The organism is Paenibacillus piscarius, assembly GCF_022234545.1.
Lineage (GTDB): Bacteria > Bacillota > Bacilli > Paenibacillales > Paenibacillaceae > Paenibacillus_AQ > Paenibacillus_AQ piscarius.
In genome coordinates this window covers 23,358-42,054 of record NZ_JAIEUI010000029.1, presented here as the reverse complement: position 1 = coordinate 42,054, position 18,697 = coordinate 23,358, and the positions used below count along the sequence as shown (strand labels likewise).

Here is an 18,697-nt window from a genome sequence, read left to right as displayed (position 1 = left end):
CCATATCTTCATCCTATTGAGTCAGTCAGTACTTACTGTCATTTCATTCAAAAAAACAACTAGGGTGTGAAAGCCCTAGTAAAGGTCTGAACACTGGCCGTAATGAATTCCTCCAGCGACACCGAAGTGAAATTTCCCTCATCGTCCAGATTGTTCAGGAATGCACCATAATTCATCACCATAAATTGCACAGCCTGCACTCTCGGGTTCCCGGGAATCAGCTTCCCCTGCTCAGTCATGGCCTTGAAATAATCCGTCAGATGACGCATCAGCTGCTCCGGGGCAGTTCTGCTATACTCCTTGAATCCGGGGAGCTGATCCCCTTCCTTGATAAATATCCTATTGATCTTCCGGTTGCGGTTCATAATCTCATGATACGTCCGGCTGACCAGCAGCAGATCGGTATGAAGCTCCCAAACAATGCGCTCATTGAACAGCCTGGCCATATCCTCGGTATAATGATACCGGTCGAAGGCCCGCTCCAGAAGGTTCAGCTTAGTTCCGAACTTGCGGAACAGCGTCTTCTCGCTCAAGCCTGCCTCCGCCGCAATCTCTTGGGTGGTCACACTCTTGTAGCCCTTCTCTGCGAATAGATCAACAGCAGCGGCGAGGAGCTTATCATCGGTACTTAATGATTTGTTCTCCATTATGGTATTCCTCATTTCAAAAATTGGCTGTCAGTGCTAACTGACATTTTAACCTAAGAATACACCCTGCTCCTTATTTTAGCAAGGTGTATCGTACTGCATGCTATCGCTTAAGCCGTTGCCAGCTCCATACGCTTGTCCTAGCTGACGAGAGAAGTAACGCCCAGTGCAGCAAACACAAGCAATCCCAGCCCCAGCAGAATGCCGCCCATCAGCGAATAGCGGACCTCCCGCTGGAACGATGCCGTACCGGGTCCTCCCGGTGCCGGCGGGCCCGGCTGGGCGGTGATACTCTCCAGACGGGTACGCCGGCCTGTGCGCCGCCGCTGATAACCAATGATCAGTAGTACCAACCCGAGCAGGCTCAAGAAGCTGCCGGGATAGACGAATGCCATCCATAGGTTGCCCATGGTACACCTCCCTGTCTAGTTGTCTTGCTGTATACTTAACCAGCACAAGTGAGGCCAAACAGGGAGAAAGGTCAGCCTAGAAGCAGGTGTACGAGCTAATCCGGTTCAGATCAATGCCGAAGTATCCCCAGAAAAAGCCGTTCCATCTGAAGCCGGCAATCGAAGTCCGCCCGACGAATACCGGATAGAACCAGAATTGCTCGCCGTTATTCAGCCAGACATACGTATTGCGGAACAGGCAGCCTCTAATCCCCCCGGGGTCAACAGCAAAGGTGGAAACAGCGGGAGCCTGCGGTACGAATTGCGGCGGAGGCGAGCTCGGCGCCTGCACCCCTGACGGTGCACCTCCCGGCGTTCCCGGAAATCCTCCGGGTCCTCCGCCGGGGAATCCGGGTCCTCCCGGCACACTTGGTACGCCTGGCAACCCCGGTATTCCCGGAAACCCTCCGCCGCCTCCCGGCACTGGTAAGAATCCCATATCCAATCGCTCCTCTCTCGTTTCATTAGGCATAATCATCATATGCATTCGCGGAGAGGATGCCTGGGCGGATGCCTATCTGCAGAGAGCTTTTATAGGCATTCGACCTAAGGGGGAGCAATCCGCACTATAGCTCTTTTTTCACCCGGCCGTAGTAATCTGGAAGCTCTGTCCGTTTTTAAATATCGGATCATCAGACTATTTCATAAGAGCGGAATTCACTAATGAACTCCTCCAGCCAGTCCTCCGTGTAATCCAGCGCACCGCTGTCACTGATGAATTCGACATCAAGCCCCATTACCCACAAGCGGCGGGCAATCATAAACAGATCAATCGCAGATTCATCTTGTTCAGAAAAGTCTCTGACCGAGCGGTAGCCTGACATTAACGCCTGCCACAGCGGTTCCTTCTTCTCCTCAGGCAGACGTTTTCTATGCCGGACCTGAGCCAGGTCGTAGGCACGCCATCCTTGTGCCGCCCATTCAAAATCATAATGCGTAAACGTATCACCCTCCTGGAAGGCATTGTTGTTCCCGTGTAAATCTCCGTGGCAGATGCCCCAGTCCAGGCCCGGACTAGCAGCGTTGATCCGCTCCGTTAATGCACCGGCGAACTCACGCAGGTACGCAGCAGAGCGATGTCCCTCACCGAGATAATCCACAATACGTTCCAGCGGCTGAAGAATCAGAGCTTGGGCATCCAGATCCGGTCTAGGCAAATCTAAAGAAACCCTGTCCATGGCAGCGTGCAATTCAGCAGCAGATTGTCCGAAAGAGACACATGATTCCTCATCATGCAGTACGTTCTCAATTCCTGTCAGATAGCTGTAAATCACGGCAATTCTCGGACCCTCCGGCGCATCGATGACCGTATATAAGCTGCTGTTTTTTTGAGGGATGGGAACGGAAACCTTTGTATTCACTGCGCTCAGTTGGTGTTCCAGCTGTGTCAGCAGGGACAATTCATAGACAACATCACCTTCAGCTATCGATTGGCGGTAGATCCGCAGAATATAAGTGCCGCTGCCGGTACGGATTCTGTAAGTATCGTTCAAGCCGCGTAACCAGAACAGGCAACTCTTCCAGTCTCCAAGGTCATACAGAGGACTAAGGCAATATTCTAAATACTTCGGGTCTAGAACGGAACGCATGGCCTTCGGTTTATTATACATTTTGCTCTCCCCTAGCTTGCTGCTCCAGCCGGACAACGGTCTCCTCGAACGTTTTGACCGGGCGGTAGCCCAGCCCGTTTTTTATTTTATCGCAGCTATACGCCGTTCTTATGGGGTCTCCGCCCGGTATAATGAACTTCTTGTTTAGGGCAAGCCCGATACGCATCGTAAAATCCTTTTCCGGATAATTTCCGTCAATCGCATTGTAGCACTGGTTCACAGCCGCAGGCTGCGCCGCCGCCAGTACACACATCTCAGCCAGGTTGTCCGCATGGACCCAGGGCGTCAAATCCTGCGGATGAATCCAGTCCACTTCCGCGGAATCAGCAAGCTTAGCGATCAGCCGGTCGCCCCAATACGAATTGGATTCAGAGCAAATCACTCCAGGACGCAGAATCACACTTGGCAACCCGTTAGCCATTGCAGCCTGCACAATCCGTTCCGATTCACATTTGGTTGAAATGTATACCTCCCCGTGGCCGAAGGCAAGGCTGCTTGCCTCATCCAGTTCCACCTCTCCATCAAAATGACCATAGACCGATACCGTAGAAATATGCACGAAGCGCTCCACTCCCGCAGATACAGCGCCGTCAACCAGATTTTGTACCCCTTTAATATTGGATGCCTCAGCAAGCGCCCGGTCCGCCCCCAGATAAGCGGCAGCGTGAATGATAACGCTCACATTTTCAAGCGCGGCCCTGATAGGGGCCCTGTCCGTCAAGTCACCCAGTATAGGTGTAATGCCAAGCTCTTCACATAACGCGATCTGGTCCCTATTTCGGATAAACCCTTTGACCTCCGCTCCCTCGGCAACACATCTTCTGGCTATTTTATCTCCTGCCGTGCCCGTAACGCCTGTTACGAGAACGACTTTATCACGAAGTCTCATGAAGATTCTCCTTTAGCAAATAGTTTGTTTTATCGCCTTCTTATCCATTTTGCCTACGGAGGTCCTGGCTAGTGACTGGCTAATCACTAAACGGGTGGGTAACTTATACTCCGCTATGTATTGACCGCAGAATTGTCGCAGGTCCTCTAGCGCAAGCGTCTGCTCCTGCTTCAGTACAACTACCGCAGTGACTTCTTCACCTTCATCCGGCAGGGGCATTCCTACAACAGCAGCCTCAAGGATTGAAGGATGTGCGCTGATTGCTTGTTCCACTTCAGAGCAGTAGACATTAGAAGCCCCCACTATAATCATGTCTTTCTTCCGGTCCACAAGGTATAGATAACCGTCTTCATCCAATCTGCCCAGATCACCCGTATAGAGCCAGCCATTTCGGATGGTTTTGTCCGTCTCTTGCGGGTTGTTCCAGTAGCCAAGCATGATTTGTTCACTTCGGCATATAATCTCGCCAATGTCTCCTTGCTCTACATCTTGCCCTGAATCATTGACTATACGCACTTCAAAAGGCTTCTGGCCCCAGCGGTCCATATGGGATGGATTCCCGACCGATTGCAGCCGGTGCAGCTTCCCCTCTGCAAGACACTCTTGTACAGATAAAAAGCTGATAAATTGGCCGCTCTCTGTCTGTGAATACACCTCGGAGATCTGTGCGTTAGGGAATACTTCCAGAGCTTGCTGCAAGGTCTTCTCACTAATCGGAGCACCTCCGCAGGATATGCCTGCCACAGACCCGACTTTGCTGGAACGGTTGCCTGCCAAGGCAGTAATATCCCTAAACAGGAGTCCGACTGTTCCCAGAAATCTGATTTGCTCACGCTCAATAATGTCTATGACCTCTTTAGCCTTGAGCGGATAGGAGTCCGGATAAATGAGACAGCCCCCTTCAAAAAGAGTTGTCCAAAGAATAAATTGTCCGGTAAGATGGGCTTGATTGGGGACTAGCGATTTTTTGGCCGGATTATGCCCTCCGCCTCTTGCCGGGCTCATGAAGGCCCACCTACTAATCGCACGATGGGAGTGCATTACTCCCTTGGAGCGTCCCGTCGTACCTCCGGTATAAATCAGAAGCGCAATGTCATCCGGCTGTGCTGTGTACCATTCTGTTAATGGAGGGGCAGTCACGATTAAATCTTCCAAGGACAGGCCGCCGTTGACCGGATTGAACGTGATGGTAAAAGCTATACTGGACGCTGAAAAAGAAGGCGCTATTCCCGGATGATCTGCATCATACACGATAGCGGTTGGGGCTGCATCTTCAAGAATCTGATTCATCTCGGCAGGAGCCAAACCTGGAAAAACCGTAACTGGAATGGCACCTATAGCAATTACGGCACATTCTGCAACCACAAGATATGGGCATGGATCACCTGCAAGCGCCACCCGTTCACCGGGTTCTACTCCCAAGTCCTTCAGACCTCCCGCCACACAGCTCACCTGATGCAGTAACTGTTCATAGGTCAGATACTCATTTCTGTACTTTGTAGCATAGTGATCTGGCTGTAACCGGGCCACATGGGGCAATATTTCTGAAAGAAGCATACGTATACCCTCCAAGAATGTTTATCCTGCTATATGCTGATCCGGGCTAACTTGTCAGCCGAAATAATCCTCCGGCAAATGCAGCTCCCGCAAGCAGGCGGCGAATTTCTCCCTGAAGTTAGGATTGCCTTTGTATTCCGGCCATATCGCTTTATAGTAAGGCAGCAGCTTCTCATGCGGAATAACACCCCAATATAAAATGCTGCTGCGCACCGCCTCAGTTCCTCCAGTGCGGAACATTTGTGCAATGATCTCCCAGTTCTCCTGCTTGTTCCGGCAATCTCTCACAGCATAGACCGCGGTCGTCTGCATATCCAGGCTGGCATGGCACAGGAAGGGTGCGAAGTCGCTGAAGCTCACAGCATCGCAGTCTTTGAGGATATAACCTGCATAACGCAGGGTTTCTGCATCGTCAATGTGCCCAAGCCGCTGCCGGATCAGCGGAATAAATTCGGTCCGGTCTTGATTGTTGCCGTGAGTATTCAGAATGATTAAGGCGTGCAGCGCTCCCTCCGCGTCATCCGACTGCAGCAGCTTCAGCAGATAGGGCCTGCCCGCCGCAAAGGACGTTTTGCAGAGCAGCGAGATGGCTGTCTTGGAATCCCGGGGGCTTTGCTCAGCCACATTGTTAAGGAATTCCAGGGTGGTCGGGGCGATTCGCTTGAACTTGAACATGGCCTCCAGCGCCTTGACCTGCAGCTTCCCGTCAGGGGTGTTCTGGTACAGCTGAATGAGCGTATTCTCGTCACCCGGCAGCCTGCTGCCAAACCATGGGTTGTGATAATCCAGAATAATCTCATCCAGCCAACGCTCGTACCAGTCCAGGAAGTTATCTTCATAGACGAAGAAGAACGGGTGGTCGGGATAAAACTCCGAAGTATACACAATCCTCCCCCGGTGCTCCCCTTCCAGCACGAGATACATCTCATAATCGCAGCCCTGGGTGCCGATACACAGCATTCCGCCAAGCGCCTTGTTTCTGGCCTCCTCGTACTCTTCATCCGGGATGTCCCGCTCGCCCGTCAGAGGCTCCGTCAAGAGATTCCATTCCTCTGGGGTCATCTCCGGATGAAGCGCCGCCTGCCCCTGAAGGGCCGGAAGCTCGGTATAGGAGGTGGCCTGTGCAAGCGGATAGATCCCGTAATACGGTCCGGCCCCGCCGTTCCCGAGCTCTGTCAGGAACCCGGCAAAAGACTCAGGAAGCTTGATCCCATATTGTGTCTCCCAGTCCGCCAGCTTGCCTGCTGTAAGCTTCTTTTTCAGCTTATATTGATGCGAAGAGGCACCGAATTCCGCGAACTCCGCATCCTTACGCAGGGCTTGCCCCAGCTTCGTCTTGATCCGTTCCAGCTGCGCAGTCTGCTTCTCTAATTCCATGATGATCCCTCCTGCAGGTTAGAAAGAATGTTACAAAATCGCCCGGCCGATTGTCTTACAGCATAACACATCTGGTACATTTTCCCTGCCCGATCCGATATAATAGATACAACACTATTCGAACAGGGGGTTAGCCGCATGAAGCTGAACGAACAAGGTGTGCTCATCGTTGAAGAGGATGATATACATGACATGTACTTTTTTCTGGCCCATGACGGGTTGACCTTCAAGGATTCTTTCGAGATTGGCCTGGAAAAGCATAAGATTGAGCTGTACCCCGGCAGCGTTACTGCTATTGTTCCCCCGCAGGCTATGCCCGAGGACTATGGCTACCCGGAAGAAGACCTTCCCCGTATCGTAGAGGGGATTTATTCAGCCGTCCGGGAGTATGATCCGGGCTTCGGGGTGTGGTAGCATCCCTGCTGCCCGTCTATAGCATCAAGGGATAACCAGGCCGTTCTTGAACGCGAGCTTGATATCATTCTCACGGAAATAGGCGGAATAGTCCCAGGCTTCTCCCTCCTGTAACCGCTTGTAGGTCTGTTGAATATTCCGGCGCCAAGGCGACGGCCGGCTGCTGAAGTAATGGGCGAAGAAGCGCTGGGCCTGCTCCCCTGTGCCGAAGCACAGCAGGTAAGCCAGCGGACCGGATTCAGCATCGCAGATGCCCGGGAATCCTGCGCCGCAGGCGGCAAGCTGCTCCAGTGCACGGGAACGGTCTGCGAACAGCTCGAATAGCGGCAGCACACGTTCCCCGATCATCTGACCGATCTCGTGCAGGGAGGAATCCAGCTGTGAGCCGGCAATCTGCCAGACGATGGCGCTTGACGATTTCTGCGGTCTGCGCAGCGAGCCGAACAGAACAGTATCGTCCCCTCTGCCGGCCTGCCCGGCAGTCCATTTTTTGAGCTGCTTGCTGGCAATCCGCAGGTTCACCGTCATCCGCACATCGGTGCGGGTATTGTATGACTCCGGGTGGAAGGATAACTCGAACACGGTGTCCTTGTCGGCCGCTGTTTTTTTCCATACTGTACCCGCCTTATTGGATTTGAAGCCCTCTGCCTGGAGGAACTGTTCTCCGGTCTGCTGGCAGGCCTGAAGGAATTGCGCTTTGGGATCGAGCTTACGGTGGGACGGGTCCTCAGACCAAACTTCCCACTGGGCATAACGTTTGTCCAGCAGGGGCTGTAGGCGGTCATAATTCGCCCAGGTGTTCTCTACATGATAGATAGTGGGGTATTCGCGCCCGTGTTCAGCCGCCTGGCGGTTGAAGACCTCACAATAATCATTAAGATAGCTTCCATACTGAGCAGCGAACGCCGATTGACCGTCGTAATAATCAGTGGCGAAGGCATTGCCGCGCTCGTCCAGATCCTCATCCCAGAACTTCCCGTCACAATACTCCACCAGGTATTCCAGCCCTGTGAGCTCACGCTGCTTCAGCCGTTTCAGTGCCTCCGCCGACTCCTCAAGGTGACCTTCGCCCGCCATTCCGTGGCTGAACGCCCAAGTCAGAAACATACCGATATGAATCCCGCCATTCTCTTCCGGCAGATCTGCAGGATAATCCCCGCCGGAATGCCAATCTATACGATCATATGCCATATGAGTCTCCTTTCTGCCACCAGCTCTAGCTCCCGGCTTCCCTTTTTAATAAAAATTGATACACTTCATCGCCCGCCAAGTCCCACTCTACTTTGCGTTCAGGAATTTGAGCAAGCGGAGTAGCCAGCAGCGGGTGTTCTGCTGTAACGGAGGTTAGTCCCCGGGCCTGTCTCATTTTTTGGATAAGCCGGACTTCATAAGGGATGTAATTCAAGCAGAGAATTTCTGCGAATTTATGGGTCAGATCCAGTGAGCTGTAGATATGGTAATCGCAGATTTCACCCAGCAGGCTGCCCAGCAGCTCTTCATCCGTGGTAAGCCAGTGATCGAGAAGTCTCCGGTACACATGCTGCTCCGGCAGCACCAGATACAGCTCCTGATTGATCTGCTCCGTGACGAACAAGTCATGTAATAACGCCATAAACAAATGATGCGTCTCCTTATGGGCATACCGCTGCGCATCTTCCTCCAAAATCATCTGAAAATAATCCCTGGCCAATTGCGCCAGCTCCTTCATCTCCCATAACAAGGCCAGCCCGATAATACTGCCTATCGTTCTTGAAGAGACCTCTTTATACTTGAACAGCCTCCGCAGAATATGCTCCTCCCAATACAGAAACCGGGTAACATACCTCCACCCTTCCTGTTGCCCGTTCAGAATCAGATTTTTCGGATAATCTCCGCTATGTACACCGATTCCAAGCGTCAGGTTTCTGGCAATGGTCTCTTTGTAACCGTCTTTGATATCGTCCTGGATGCTTTCTTTAATTAAGGCATACCATTCTCTGAGTTCTTCTTTGGATACGGTTTTCTTCTGGAGGGTTCGAATCTCTTTGTTGTATGCATTTATTAACTTGCGGCGCTCCATTTAACTCACTCCCTGTAAGAGATCATTAATCCAGGCGGCCCCTTACGGGTGCCGGATTTGTCATCAAGGATGGAATTCAGTACAATGATCAGCATCGGAAGGTACTACCCTAGATTATGATATACAGAAGGTGACACCGCAATGGAAAGTGGAGATTTGAGGATTTTTCAGGCTGTGGCCCGGGAGGGTACGATTACGAAGGCGGCGCAAGCCTTGAACTATGTACAGTCCAATGTGACCAGCCGCATTCAGTTCCTGGAGGCTGAGCTTAAGGCCCCGCTGTTCCACCGGTCCAACCGGGGAATGACGTTAACGCCTGCGGGCGAGAACCTGCTGGAATATGCGGATGCTATACTAATGCTAATGGATGAGGCTGTAAAATCAACCCAATACTCCGAGCACCCGGCCGGCCCGCTGCGGATTGGCTCTATTGAGACGACAGCGGTCATTCATCTGACAACGATGATCGCCGATTACCATTCCCGCTACCCCGATGTCCATCTGTCGCTCATCACGGGTGAAACGCATGACCTGCTGCACAAGGTGCTTGATTATAAATTGGACGGCGCTTTTGTCTATGGCCCGGTTGATCAACCGGATATCGGGCATGTTGCGGCATACGAGGAGGAGCTGGTGCTCATTGCTGAACCGGGGAGAAGCGGGCTCCAAGAATTACTTCAAAAGCCTATGCTGTTCTTCGACGTAGGATGTACGCATCGGGTCAAAGCAGAGCGCTTCCTGCGCGAGAGCGGGATGCACTCGGTTCAGATCCGGGAGTTCGGCACGCTGGAAATGATTCTGAACGGAGTATCTGCCGGACTCGGCGTATCCCTCCTGCCGAAGTCCTCGATCCGCAAGGCAGAAGAGGCCGGACGAATCACCTCCCACCGCCTGCCCGAAGATTACCGGAAGCTGCAGGTATGGTTGATCTACCGCCGCAACGCCGTGCTCTCCAGTGCAATGTGCAGGTTTATGGAGATGGTGGGGCTTCAAACCAAAGAATCTCCTCCTCCTGCCTGATGCAAGAGGAGTTTTTTTGTTCTTCAAGCTTTGTTGTACCAAACCTCATGCACAATTGCCCGGATCTCTTGAATTTGCTCTTCTGCAGCGGTATCACGCAACCATTCAAAAAGAGCCAGGCTTTGTCCAATATAATTATCTTTTCCAGTGTGATGGGCAATTCTCACCGTCTCCACCACCTGTGTAAGAGCCTCACCTCTTTGTCCCGTCCGTGCTTTATACAAGGCCATCTGATGACTAAAACGATAATAATGCGCTTGATTCCGGGTTCTCCCGCAAGAAATCTACATATGAATCCAGAGCGTCAACCCTACCTGACATTAAATCGATGGCATACCTGATAGTTTGGGCCAAGAAACGAAATTCAGCCACCACCTCAAGCCCTTTATCATCCAGTCCTTCCATCCACCCAAGCTCAGCGTACATATCAACCCAAGCCTCGGCCTGCTCATATTCTTCTTTCTCCAGATAAGCAATTCCGCGCATATGAGCCATTTCAATCATCTCTACCAGAATATCCGGATTAAAAGATTTCAGAATAAATGGGCGCACGGGTTAGCCTCCTTAAGCTAAATGATGACCACATAAAATGTATTATATTTACTTTTTGTTGAATACTTTATCTGTTGTGGCAATTATAACAGAATGATAATGGATGATTGAGGTCGGCCGCAACGAGCCGTCTGTTACCAAAATATTTGAGCTTTGCAGAGGCCTAAAAATCGCCCCCTCCGACTTTATTAAAATGGTTGAAATAGAGTATGACCGGGGCCGGGAGCAGGGTTGAAGCAAGAAATTGAGTTAAAGGGCCCCATTGTATTCGGTTTTTCACATGCATTTGGTCCACGTACTCTTTCAATGCATACAAAAAAAGATCAGAGCCTATCCCTCAGGTTCTGATCTTCTTGCATCTTACAGTCTATTCCAATTCGTCATCAGCCAGGCCAGAAACTCCCCGAAAGAATCGGCTACCTTCTCCACCTCTTCAAACTCAGGCTCAACTCCACGGACAATAGCCCCGCTGTCTGTTGTTAAGTCAATAGCGTAGAAGGAATATCCATCCTCCACAGACATTACGATTGGCAAATGATGATCCCACCAGGCCGTAATCTCAGACTCCCAAGCTGGATCGCCCGCTGCGGCTTCCAAACTAAGCATTTCAAATTCATTCCACCGGAATTCGGTTTCCGCGCTATTGTTAAACTCAGCCTCACAGATAAACCAGGTTTGCTCATCCGGCGCAACGCAGGTCTCAACAACCTCTAGAAATTCTAAATACTCATCGGGCAGTCCTTTATATCGGGAAGTAATCCCGCTATCTAAATGTAGCTGAGAACCGGATTTCCTCTGTACATCCCAGCCCTGCTCCTCGGCCCAAGTCATAAATTCCCTAAGTTGAGCTTTTCCTTTTCCATCATTCATGTCCAAATGCCACACCTGCCCATCCGCTTAAAAAAATGGAAACTCTACACTAATATACCATTTTCGCAGGTTAGCTTACATACAGCAGATCATTCCGTTACCTTAAGTTGCCACGTTGCCTCCCTTCCCTCCCACTTCCTACCGTTAGCCACATAGTACACTCTTTCCACCGAACCATCTGTTTTGGTTAAGCTGATTGCAAAGACCTGCCCTTCTTCGATCAACATCGGATATTGATCATATGGAAGAACATTACCCGTCGTTGGCAGCTTGCTGACATCTTCATAAGCATCTTCTAACCGCCAAAACTCCCGGAAGGCGTAATCCTTGAACCCGTTCAAATCCTGCTTCCCAAAATATGATGCCGCATACTTCTTGCCCTGTAATGTGATGTGATCCACCCGGGCAGGTTCAATGTCTTTCTCCATCCAGCTTATGTCCTCCGAATGCAGGTTGCTGCCATAGTACTTATGTAATTGATTCGCCATGCAAGGAACAGATTTGGTGAAAAGATCCATTTCATTAACCTCGGTGTGCGCTGAGCCGTAAATGCCCATAATGCTCTCATTACCCAATTTCTCAAATTCCCGGATGAAATTCTCGGTCATCTTATTTTCCCGGTATACATTATCACGACTCCTGTAATACCTCTCGCCCTGCTGTATTGCCTCGGCAGTTAAAGTATACATCTCCGATCCGGTGAGATTGTTGTCCGCAAGATAAGACAAGAACCGCTTACCGGTTGTATCCTCTTGATGCCCAACATCCGTACCGTGGAAAATTGTCTCCGGACAACCGCTCTTTATTTTCTTAAAGAACGTCTTCGTATATGGAGTGTGACTCTTCGTCCCTTCCCAATCCTGGTAAAGTGCCTCCAAAATGTCGTCATTGTCTGACTGCATCCATAGGTTCAAGTATTCGGCAGCGTAATAGGACTGCTCCACGAATAGGTGTCTCATCCCTTTGTTGTGGTAATAATCAGACCAAGCTTCATATTCCTTGTCCATAATCTTGGCCACGCCATGGGCTTCGCCATACAGATATATTTGGCCGGTCGCTTTGGTCGTTAGCGGGGTGGCGGCAGGGGTTGCCTGGGCCAATTCGGCAGGCTGCGCCGATGGACTGGCTGGTTGTGCAGCCGGACTTGCTATTTCATCCGCAGAAGAGTTGCCGCTGCAAGCTGTCAGGCTGCTGATCAGCAGGATAGCGATTAGGGCAAGCAGCAGAGGGCGAGCCAATCTTATTCGCGTCTGAGCCGCTACGCCGCCGTATGTATTGGAATTTTTTACATCCACAAGAAACATCACCTTTCGTCACTAACTCCTACAAGTTAATCACAAATTATGGATGCCCTCAGTGCTGTATGTCATGCATAGAGTTACATTACTCTTCTTCCTCTGGAACCAGAAAGCACCTGCCCTATGAGAGCAGCAGGCGCATGGCAACGGCAGTTAGGACTTCCGCACAGGCCGGACATACTTGAAGTACCGCTCCGGGTTGAAATAGAAGTAGATGATCCGGCCGGGGGAAGGGTCGAAGCAGTAACCAGTGCCAGTATAGTCAAAAGCGGCCATCGCCTGCTCCATCCGTTCCTCGACACTGCGGTTCTCCTGCTCGTAATCGAACGGCCCGTGCTCGAACACAATGTACTCGGCCTCGGGAATATCCGCCATGAGCATCTGGGAGGGAACTTCGCCTTCGTAATCGTAAGGGAGACGCACACCGTAACACTCTGTACGCGGAAATCCCCAATCGCAGAGTCTGCCGTCCGGGTCATTCATATAGGCCATGATCTGGCCGTTGCCGCTGTTCGTATCGCTTCCGCCGTCATCATCCAGCTTGCCCTTGATACTGTCCAGCAAGCCGGTGATGGTCTCGCAGTCCTGCCCGGGAATCAGGCTCTGCTTCTGCCAGAAATCCCAGTATCCGTTACTCTCGTAATTCTTAATGTGCAGGAACTTGTGTGCAGGAATGGTGACGAAATACATCTTAACCTCATCTGTAGATTTTACCATGCCAACCTCTCCTAATCCGAATAAGTAGCGGTCAAACGGGTTGATCTTGGTCCGCAGGACAACGGGATACGGGTGCCTCCGGTACTCGCTTGGGGCTACACCATAGGTCATCTTGAACGCGCGCGTAAAAGCTTCATGAGAGGAGAATCCATAATCGAGCGCAATATCGAGAATGCTTTTGCCGCTGTCGCGCACCTCCTTCAGTGCAAAAGCCAGCTTCCGGTGGCGAAGGTAATCCCTAAGCTGCATCCCTGATATCTCTTTGAATTTCCTGGTCGTATGGAATTCCGAATACCCCAGCCTGGCCGCCAAATATTCCAGCGTTATGGCCTCACTGTTATGCTGCTTAATACTCTGGTCCATCTCATCGACAATGGTCTGGATCTGCCTGTGCCACTCGTACATCTGCCCGCTCACCCCCTCGTTCCAACCGCTCTATTCTCATTCTAGATTACAGGAAAAAGCATTTCTTGATTCTACTTGCGGCATGGAATCAGCTTCATCTCTGTAGGATTATCCAAATTGATCTCAACCCCGAGCTCATCATGCTCATTCACCGCGGTTAATGTCCGGCCTTCGATGCTTAATTGCTTGATAGGATTAGTGACAGCTGAGAAAAAAGCCCAAACCAAATCACCGCCCGCACCGGTGCAGGCAATGAAGCCCTCGTTCCCCATCTGCCCATCCCCGCCGTAGATTGTTCCGCCCTCATACTCCAGACTCGTCCATGCATCCACGATGGTCCAAGGATCATCATTATACTTCACAATGCTCTCAATCGTTGTGTCGCACAGGGGGTGGCAGCTCATGGTATGCTCATGGGTATTCGGGTCGTAGCAGGTCTCGATATTCAGAATCGTAAGACTGCCATCTGCATAAGCGATACAATCGATCCCGGGCAGCTCATGCTCCTCCGTCCAATGCTTCAGGATTAAGTTACTCATAGCTCTATCCTTCCGTTTCGCTGGTTTTTTGACTAATATATCTTTTCGGTTAACCGCCCCGTTATCCCTTCCAAAAGCTAAGACCATCCTTGGCGGATGGCCTTGGTGCTTACGTCTGGATTAACCCTTCGCCTGTACGGCTATGGGGTAATAAAGATCCATCTGGAACGTTTCGTCAACAAACATATCCCCGTTGAACAGGAAGTGCTCCTCCAGCCATTGACCCGGGCCCGGCTGATATTTACTGCTCTGCACCCACTCATTTAAGCGGTTCCAGGCTTCGGGAATATCGAGCCCGTATAGGCTGGAGACGGCATAGAGTCCGCCGCCCGTCTGCTTGATCCGTACCTCGCCCGAGGGTTCGGTGTCCTCAGCGACCGTAGCCCACATCTCATAACCATGCTCATTCTGCACGCCGGGTTGGTTGAAGCCGAAATACCGGGTGGCCGGAACCTGGTCTAACCCTTTTTCCTTCACCCATGCATACAGCACATTCCACGCCTCATCCTCCGGCTGATTCCCCGCAGTCGTCTGATAATACGCCACTCTCATTGGCTTCAGCTCGATAAACCGGACTTGATGATCCGCAAGCTTCACTAATTGCTGTTCCATTCTTCCTGATTCCTCCGTCTCTATATTGAATTCTTCTTCCCGGAACATGGCAGCAACGTCCAGATGAATCCGCTTCGACTGCTCCAATAATAGACCGATGGCATTCCCCTTGGCGACACCCTGTGCCTGCAATAATTCCACATACCGTTCGAGAAGCTCTCTGAGTACCAGCATATTGCTGATCTCCCGCTGGGTCTCACCCAGTTTATTACAGAAGACACTGACTGCCGTTGACAGTTCAGAGGCTAGCAGAACCGCTGATATGTCCTTCACGGAGAAGCTTAACTGCTTCAGCAGCAGAATCAGTTCAAGCTTCTTAAGCATCTCCTGGCTGTACAGGCGTTTTGCGCTACCAGGTTCCCTGATGCTGGCGATCAGGCCGATCTCCTCATAGTATCTAAGCGTGCGGCTGGAGACCCCGTACCGGCCCGACACCTCTCCGATTTTACTCAGCTGAGTGGTAATCATATATTCTCCTTTCCTGTGGCTTTGAAGTACTTCATGGCTCTATCCTACAGGTTTACGTGCACGTCAAGTCAATACCTATATTGTAAGGAATTTCTATAAAAGAAACCTGGAGGAACAGTCCCCCGTAGTACATATGAATAAACAGACATGGGATGTGATGGATTTGACAGGATTGATGGGTGTTGGAATCCTAGCCATAGGATTGGTTATAGCGATTTGGCCTAAGATAGCCTGGTATTTACGGCTGGGCTGGAGATTCAAGAATGCGGAGCCCAGCGGGCTGGCCCTGGGGGCGGAACGGGTAACAGGGGTGATCCTGGTGATCGCCGGCTTCATCCTGATTGTATCGAGCTGCGCCTCAGGGAACGCAGAGCGCCGCTGGTCCGAGCAATTCAAAGAGAAGCTGGAATCGGGACAGGTTCAGGAAATCAGCATCGGCATGATTAACCCCACCGTATTAAGCGAAGAAGAAACGAATAGAATGATCCAGATGATACAGGATGCTGAGCTTAGACCTTTTGATGCAGGGAATTCGTTCGGAGCGAGCAATACCGGAACCATCACCTTTAAGGACCAGACCCGTGTAGATATGGTAATTCTGGGCCCGTCCGGGGGCATTGAGCTGCATCCCGATGATGCACAGAGCCAGTATGAGATCATGAGCGGTTCACTGAAGTCGTGGCTTAAGGATTACGGGAACTAGACATGGTTCAATGCAGCAAAAAGCTGGAGGCACTCAAGAGGCCTTCCAGCTTTTTTAATTTCTATTTCGCTTCTGTCTCAAGGGTCTCCAGCACACGCTGCAGCCGCACACTTGTATCTGCTGAGGCTGTGTAGATCATCACCTTCAGGTCCGGATTGCCCGGAGGCTGCAGGGTCACATGCTCGAACTCCATTTCACCGATCCGGGGATCATATCTCTGTTTGTGGTGGTCTGCTACCGCCTGAACCTCATGAAGCGGCCAGATCTCGCGAAAGAGCTGGCTGTTCTGCATGAACTCTTCTATGAGCTGCTTAAACCTCGCATCATCAGGGAAGCGTGCATAATCCGCACGGAACTGGGCAATCAGTACTTTGGCTCCTGTTCTCCAATCCTCTACGCGTGGCCCCATCCCTGTCAAAAGATATCTGATCCAGTTAATGCACTCTGGCTCCGTATCCGCATACGAAGGTAACCGAAACACAAGCTCAGCCGCCTGGTTCCACATCAGCACATCCCAATATCTCCCCAGCACAAAAGCCGGATGCGGACCTAACGCCTGTATCATCCGTTCAATGCCCACAGGAATGTGCAAATCCGCTTCCCGGTCCTGCTGTACCGGCCTGGCAAGCAGATGCAGATGCTGGCGTTCATCCTCTGTTAACCGTAGTGCTCTGGCTATATTATTAAGGACATCCTCCGACGGATTGACGCTCCGGCCTTGCTCCAGGGAGGTGTACCATGAGGTTCCGATATGGGCAAGCTGGGCCACCTCTTCCCGCCGCAGCCCCGGAAGCCGCCTCCGCCCATAGGTTATCAACCCCACTTCCTCTGGTGTAAGGCGCTCCCGACGCGTACGCAGAAATTCACCCAATGACGTTCTGGATAATCCGTTCTCCATGGAACCTTCCTCCTTATCCTGACACTCCCAATCATACGATAAAGGCAGGAAGGATGCTATTCGCGCGTCCCATTATAATCCTCCTATGACTTAACCACTTAGGAGGATCTAAAGATGAAGATTTTTGTGACCGGAGCAACGGGTAAGGTAGGAAGCCGCCTGGTTCCGCGCCTGCTCCAGCGCGGCCATCAGGTTACACTCTTGGTCAGGAATGCAGCCAAGGTGGAGGAGCTTCGCCAGCAAGGGGCTGAATGCGTAGAAGGCGATCTTCTGCAGCCGGATAGTTACCTTGAGGCACTGCGGGGCAATGAAGTTGTAGTGCACTTGGCCGCCCAGTTCCGGGGCGTGGATGAGCAGACCACCCGAACAGCCAATATTGACGGCGCTGTGGCCCTGGCCCGCGCAGCGCTGGATGCGGATGTGCCAAAGTTCGTATTCGCAAGCACCAACCACGTTTACGGACCGGGAGAACACTCACGGCCCAGCCGGGAGGAGGATGAGCTCCGGCCTGCTTTTGCCTATCCCCAGAGCAAGGCCGAGGCTGAAGCAGCGCTGCTGGCACTCCATCGTGAACGGGGCTTAGGGCTGCGCATTATACGGCTTCCCTTCGTCTATGGTGAGCGCGACCCCCATATTGCGGAGGCTCTGCCCTACTTCAGCCAATGGCATCCGGCCAGACGCATTCATATGGCCCATCATGCAGATATCAGCCAGGCGCTGATGCTCGCCGCCTTCACACCCGGTATCGATGGACGAATCTATAATGTGGCTGATGATGCGCCGATCTCCGTAGCCGAGATGCTTCAGCTTCATCAGGCGGAACCTTCGCCGGAAGCTCTGCAGCAGCCATATGATCCATGGGAGATGATTGTCGATACCTCACGGATTAGAGACGAGTTGCACTACCGGCCGATCTATCCGTCGTTCTATACGGCAAGAGATGCAGGGGCGCTATGAGGGGAACCGTCTAAGCTTCCATCAAGGTCTGCCCGCAAACCGTCTCACTGCATCCTCCGTCACCGGCTGAAAGAGGTTCACCAGATTGCCGTCGGGATCACGGAACAGCATCGAACGGTTCCCCCAAGGCATCGTGGTCGGCTCTTGTACCCAATCCCCGACAAGCGGCTGGAGGCGCATATATTCGGCATCGACATCATCGACACGGAATTCCATAATGACCGTGCGGTTACTGGCCGCCACTACAGCATCTGTGCCGAATAGTTGCGCTGTCTTGGAGTGGCCGATGGCCAAGGTACATGTGGGCATTACGAATTCAGCAAATACCGGAGCAGGCCGCTCCGCCGAAATCCCTGTCACTTGCTCGTAAAACTCAACCAGACGATCGATGTCGTCCGTAATCACGCGTATGGAAGCGAAATTCATAAGTGTTCACCCTTTCCTCAATAGTTACATGTCCAATCATAAAAAAACGCTACTGACAACGTTATGTCAGTAGCGTTTTTTATTAGGCGCATTTATAGAACCCTGTGCTGTATACTGTTTTCCACATACATTCGGCCCGTGTGCCTGCTTGCGAGCATATTGCTGTTTTTCACATACATTCGGCCCGTGTGCCTGCTTGCGAGCATATTGTATGCTGTTTTTCACATACA

At 51.6% G+C, this 18,697-nt stretch carries 22 protein-coding genes; 4 read left to right on the top strand and 18 right to left on the bottom strand.

What is annotated here, in order from left to right; translation table 11 throughout:
* Positions 1–59 precede the first annotated feature (59 nt).
* The 7 genes from K1558_RS29705 to K1558_RS29675 all read right to left on the bottom strand — a co-directional run bounded on the left by K1558_RS29705 (position 60) and on the right by K1558_RS29675 (position 6,529).
* Positions 60–647 carry a TetR/AcrR family transcriptional regulator gene (locus K1558_RS29705; RefSeq protein ID WP_238655594.1) on the bottom strand — a complete coding sequence of 196 codons (588 nt, stop codon included), beginning with the start codon at positions 645–647 and terminating at the stop codon, positions 60–62.
* Positions 648–787: 140 nt separating this feature from the next.
* Positions 788–1,057 carry a hypothetical protein gene (locus K1558_RS29700; RefSeq protein ID WP_238655593.1) on the bottom strand — a complete coding sequence of 90 codons (270 nt, stop codon included), beginning with the start codon at positions 1,055–1,057 and terminating at the stop codon, positions 788–790.
* A 76-nt stretch (positions 1,058–1,133) separates the two neighbouring features.
* On the bottom strand, positions 1,134–1,535 hold the full coding sequence (locus tag K1558_RS29695; RefSeq protein WP_238655592.1) for a collagen-like protein: 402 nt from the start codon (positions 1,533–1,535) through the stop codon (positions 1,134–1,136).
* 193 nt (positions 1,536–1,728) lie between these two features.
* A complete protein-coding gene (locus K1558_RS29690) occupies positions 1,729–2,706 on the bottom strand; it encodes a phosphotransferase (RefSeq protein WP_238655591.1) in 978 nt (325 codons plus the stop codon).
* A complete protein-coding gene (locus tag K1558_RS29685; protein WP_238655590.1) occupies positions 2,699–3,595 on the bottom strand; it encodes an NAD-dependent epimerase/dehydratase family protein in 897 nt (298 codons plus the stop codon). The genes K1558_RS29690 and K1558_RS29685 overlap by 8 nt, the downstream gene beginning before the upstream one ends.
* 12 nt (positions 3,596–3,607) lie before the next feature.
* Positions 3,608–5,152 carry a class I adenylate-forming enzyme family protein gene (locus K1558_RS29680; protein ID WP_238655589.1) on the bottom strand — a complete coding sequence of 515 codons (1,545 nt, stop codon included), beginning with the start codon at positions 5,150–5,152 and terminating at the stop codon, positions 3,608–3,610.
* Between the two features lie 54 nt (positions 5,153–5,206).
* A complete protein-coding gene (locus K1558_RS29675) occupies positions 5,207–6,529 on the bottom strand; it encodes an SMI1/KNR4 family protein (RefSeq protein WP_238655588.1) in 1,323 nt (440 codons plus the stop codon).
* 138 nt (positions 6,530–6,667) lie between these two features.
* On the opposite strand from K1558_RS29675, the gene K1558_RS29670 reads away from it, so the two are divergent.
* A complete protein-coding gene (locus tag K1558_RS29670; protein ID WP_238655587.1) occupies positions 6,668–6,943 on the top strand; it encodes a hypothetical protein in 276 nt (91 codons plus the stop codon).
* Positions 6,944–6,967: 24 nt separating this feature from the next.
* Here K1558_RS29670 and K1558_RS29665 read toward each other — a convergent pair whose 3' ends face one another.
* Positions 6,968–8,134, bottom strand: coding sequence for a DUF7832 domain-containing protein (locus K1558_RS29665; protein WP_238655586.1), 1,167 nt, complete (start codon positions 8,132–8,134; stop codon positions 6,968–6,970).
* 25 nt (positions 8,135–8,159) lie between these two features.
* Positions 8,160–9,002 (bottom strand): hypothetical protein, encoded by an 843-nt coding sequence (locus tag K1558_RS29660; protein WP_238655585.1) that lies wholly within the window; start codon positions 9,000–9,002, stop codon positions 8,160–8,162.
* 141 nt (positions 9,003–9,143) lie between these two features.
* Between K1558_RS29660 and K1558_RS29655 the strand changes: the two genes are divergently transcribed.
* Positions 9,144–10,022, top strand: a complete 879-nt coding sequence (locus K1558_RS29655) for a LysR family transcriptional regulator (RefSeq protein ID WP_238655584.1) — start codon at positions 9,144–9,146, stop codon at positions 10,020–10,022.
* Between the two features lie 23 nt (positions 10,023–10,045).
* Here the strand turns inward: K1558_RS29655 and K1558_RS29650 are convergent, their stop codons facing one another.
* From K1558_RS29650 to K1558_RS29620, 7 genes are all read right to left on the bottom strand, one after another.
* On the bottom strand, positions 10,046–10,189 hold the full coding sequence (locus tag K1558_RS29650; protein WP_238655583.1) for a hypothetical protein: 144 nt from the start codon (positions 10,187–10,189) through the stop codon (positions 10,046–10,048).
* Positions 10,190–10,259: 70 nt separating this feature from the next.
* On the bottom strand, positions 10,260–10,574 hold the full coding sequence (locus K1558_RS29645; protein WP_238655582.1) for a hypothetical protein: 315 nt from the start codon (positions 10,572–10,574) through the stop codon (positions 10,260–10,262).
* Between the two features lie 360 nt (positions 10,575–10,934).
* Positions 10,935–11,444 (bottom strand): SMI1/KNR4 family protein, encoded by a 510-nt coding sequence (locus K1558_RS29640; protein WP_238655581.1) that lies wholly within the window; start codon positions 11,442–11,444, stop codon positions 10,935–10,937.
* 89 nt (positions 11,445–11,533) lie between these two features.
* Complete coding sequence (locus tag K1558_RS29635) at positions 11,534–12,748, bottom strand: hypothetical protein (protein ID WP_238655622.1); 1,215 nt, start codon at positions 12,746–12,748, stop codon at positions 11,534–11,536.
* A gap of 147 nt (positions 12,749–12,895) precedes the next feature.
* Positions 12,896–13,864, bottom strand: coding sequence for a helix-turn-helix transcriptional regulator (locus tag K1558_RS29630; RefSeq protein WP_238655580.1), 969 nt, complete (start codon positions 13,862–13,864; stop codon positions 12,896–12,898).
* A 71-nt stretch (positions 13,865–13,935) separates the two neighbouring features.
* Positions 13,936–14,403 carry a hypothetical protein gene (locus K1558_RS29625; protein ID WP_238655579.1) on the bottom strand — a complete coding sequence of 156 codons (468 nt, stop codon included), beginning with the start codon at positions 14,401–14,403 and terminating at the stop codon, positions 13,936–13,938.
* Positions 14,404–14,523: 120 nt separating this feature from the next.
* A complete protein-coding gene (locus tag K1558_RS29620; protein WP_238655578.1) occupies positions 14,524–15,483 on the bottom strand; it encodes a MerR family transcriptional regulator in 960 nt (319 codons plus the stop codon).
* 163 nt (positions 15,484–15,646) lie between these two features.
* Between K1558_RS29620 and K1558_RS29615 the strand changes: the two genes are divergently transcribed.
* Positions 15,647–16,186, top strand: coding sequence for a DUF6199 family natural product biosynthesis protein (locus tag K1558_RS29615; RefSeq protein WP_238655577.1), 540 nt, complete (start codon positions 15,647–15,649; stop codon positions 16,184–16,186).
* A gap of 61 nt (positions 16,187–16,247) precedes the next feature.
* Here K1558_RS29615 and K1558_RS29610 read toward each other — a convergent pair whose 3' ends face one another.
* Positions 16,248–17,084: a helix-turn-helix transcriptional regulator gene (locus K1558_RS29610; protein ID WP_238655576.1), complete on the bottom strand. Its 837-nt coding sequence runs from the start codon at positions 17,082–17,084 to the stop codon at positions 16,248–16,250.
* A 114-nt stretch (positions 17,085–17,198) separates the two neighbouring features.
* Here K1558_RS29610 and K1558_RS29605 point away from each other — a divergent pair, with 114 nt between their 5' ends.
* Positions 17,199–18,041: an NAD-dependent epimerase/dehydratase family protein gene (locus tag K1558_RS29605; RefSeq protein ID WP_238655575.1), complete on the top strand. Its 843-nt coding sequence runs from the start codon at positions 17,199–17,201 to the stop codon at positions 18,039–18,041.
* 21 nt (positions 18,042–18,062) lie between these two features.
* On the opposite strand, the gene K1558_RS29600 is transcribed toward K1558_RS29605, so the two are convergent.
* Positions 18,063–18,467 carry a VOC family protein gene (locus K1558_RS29600; RefSeq protein WP_238655574.1) on the bottom strand — a complete coding sequence of 135 codons (405 nt, stop codon included), beginning with the start codon at positions 18,465–18,467 and terminating at the stop codon, positions 18,063–18,065.
* Positions 18,468–18,697: the final 230 nt, after the last annotated feature.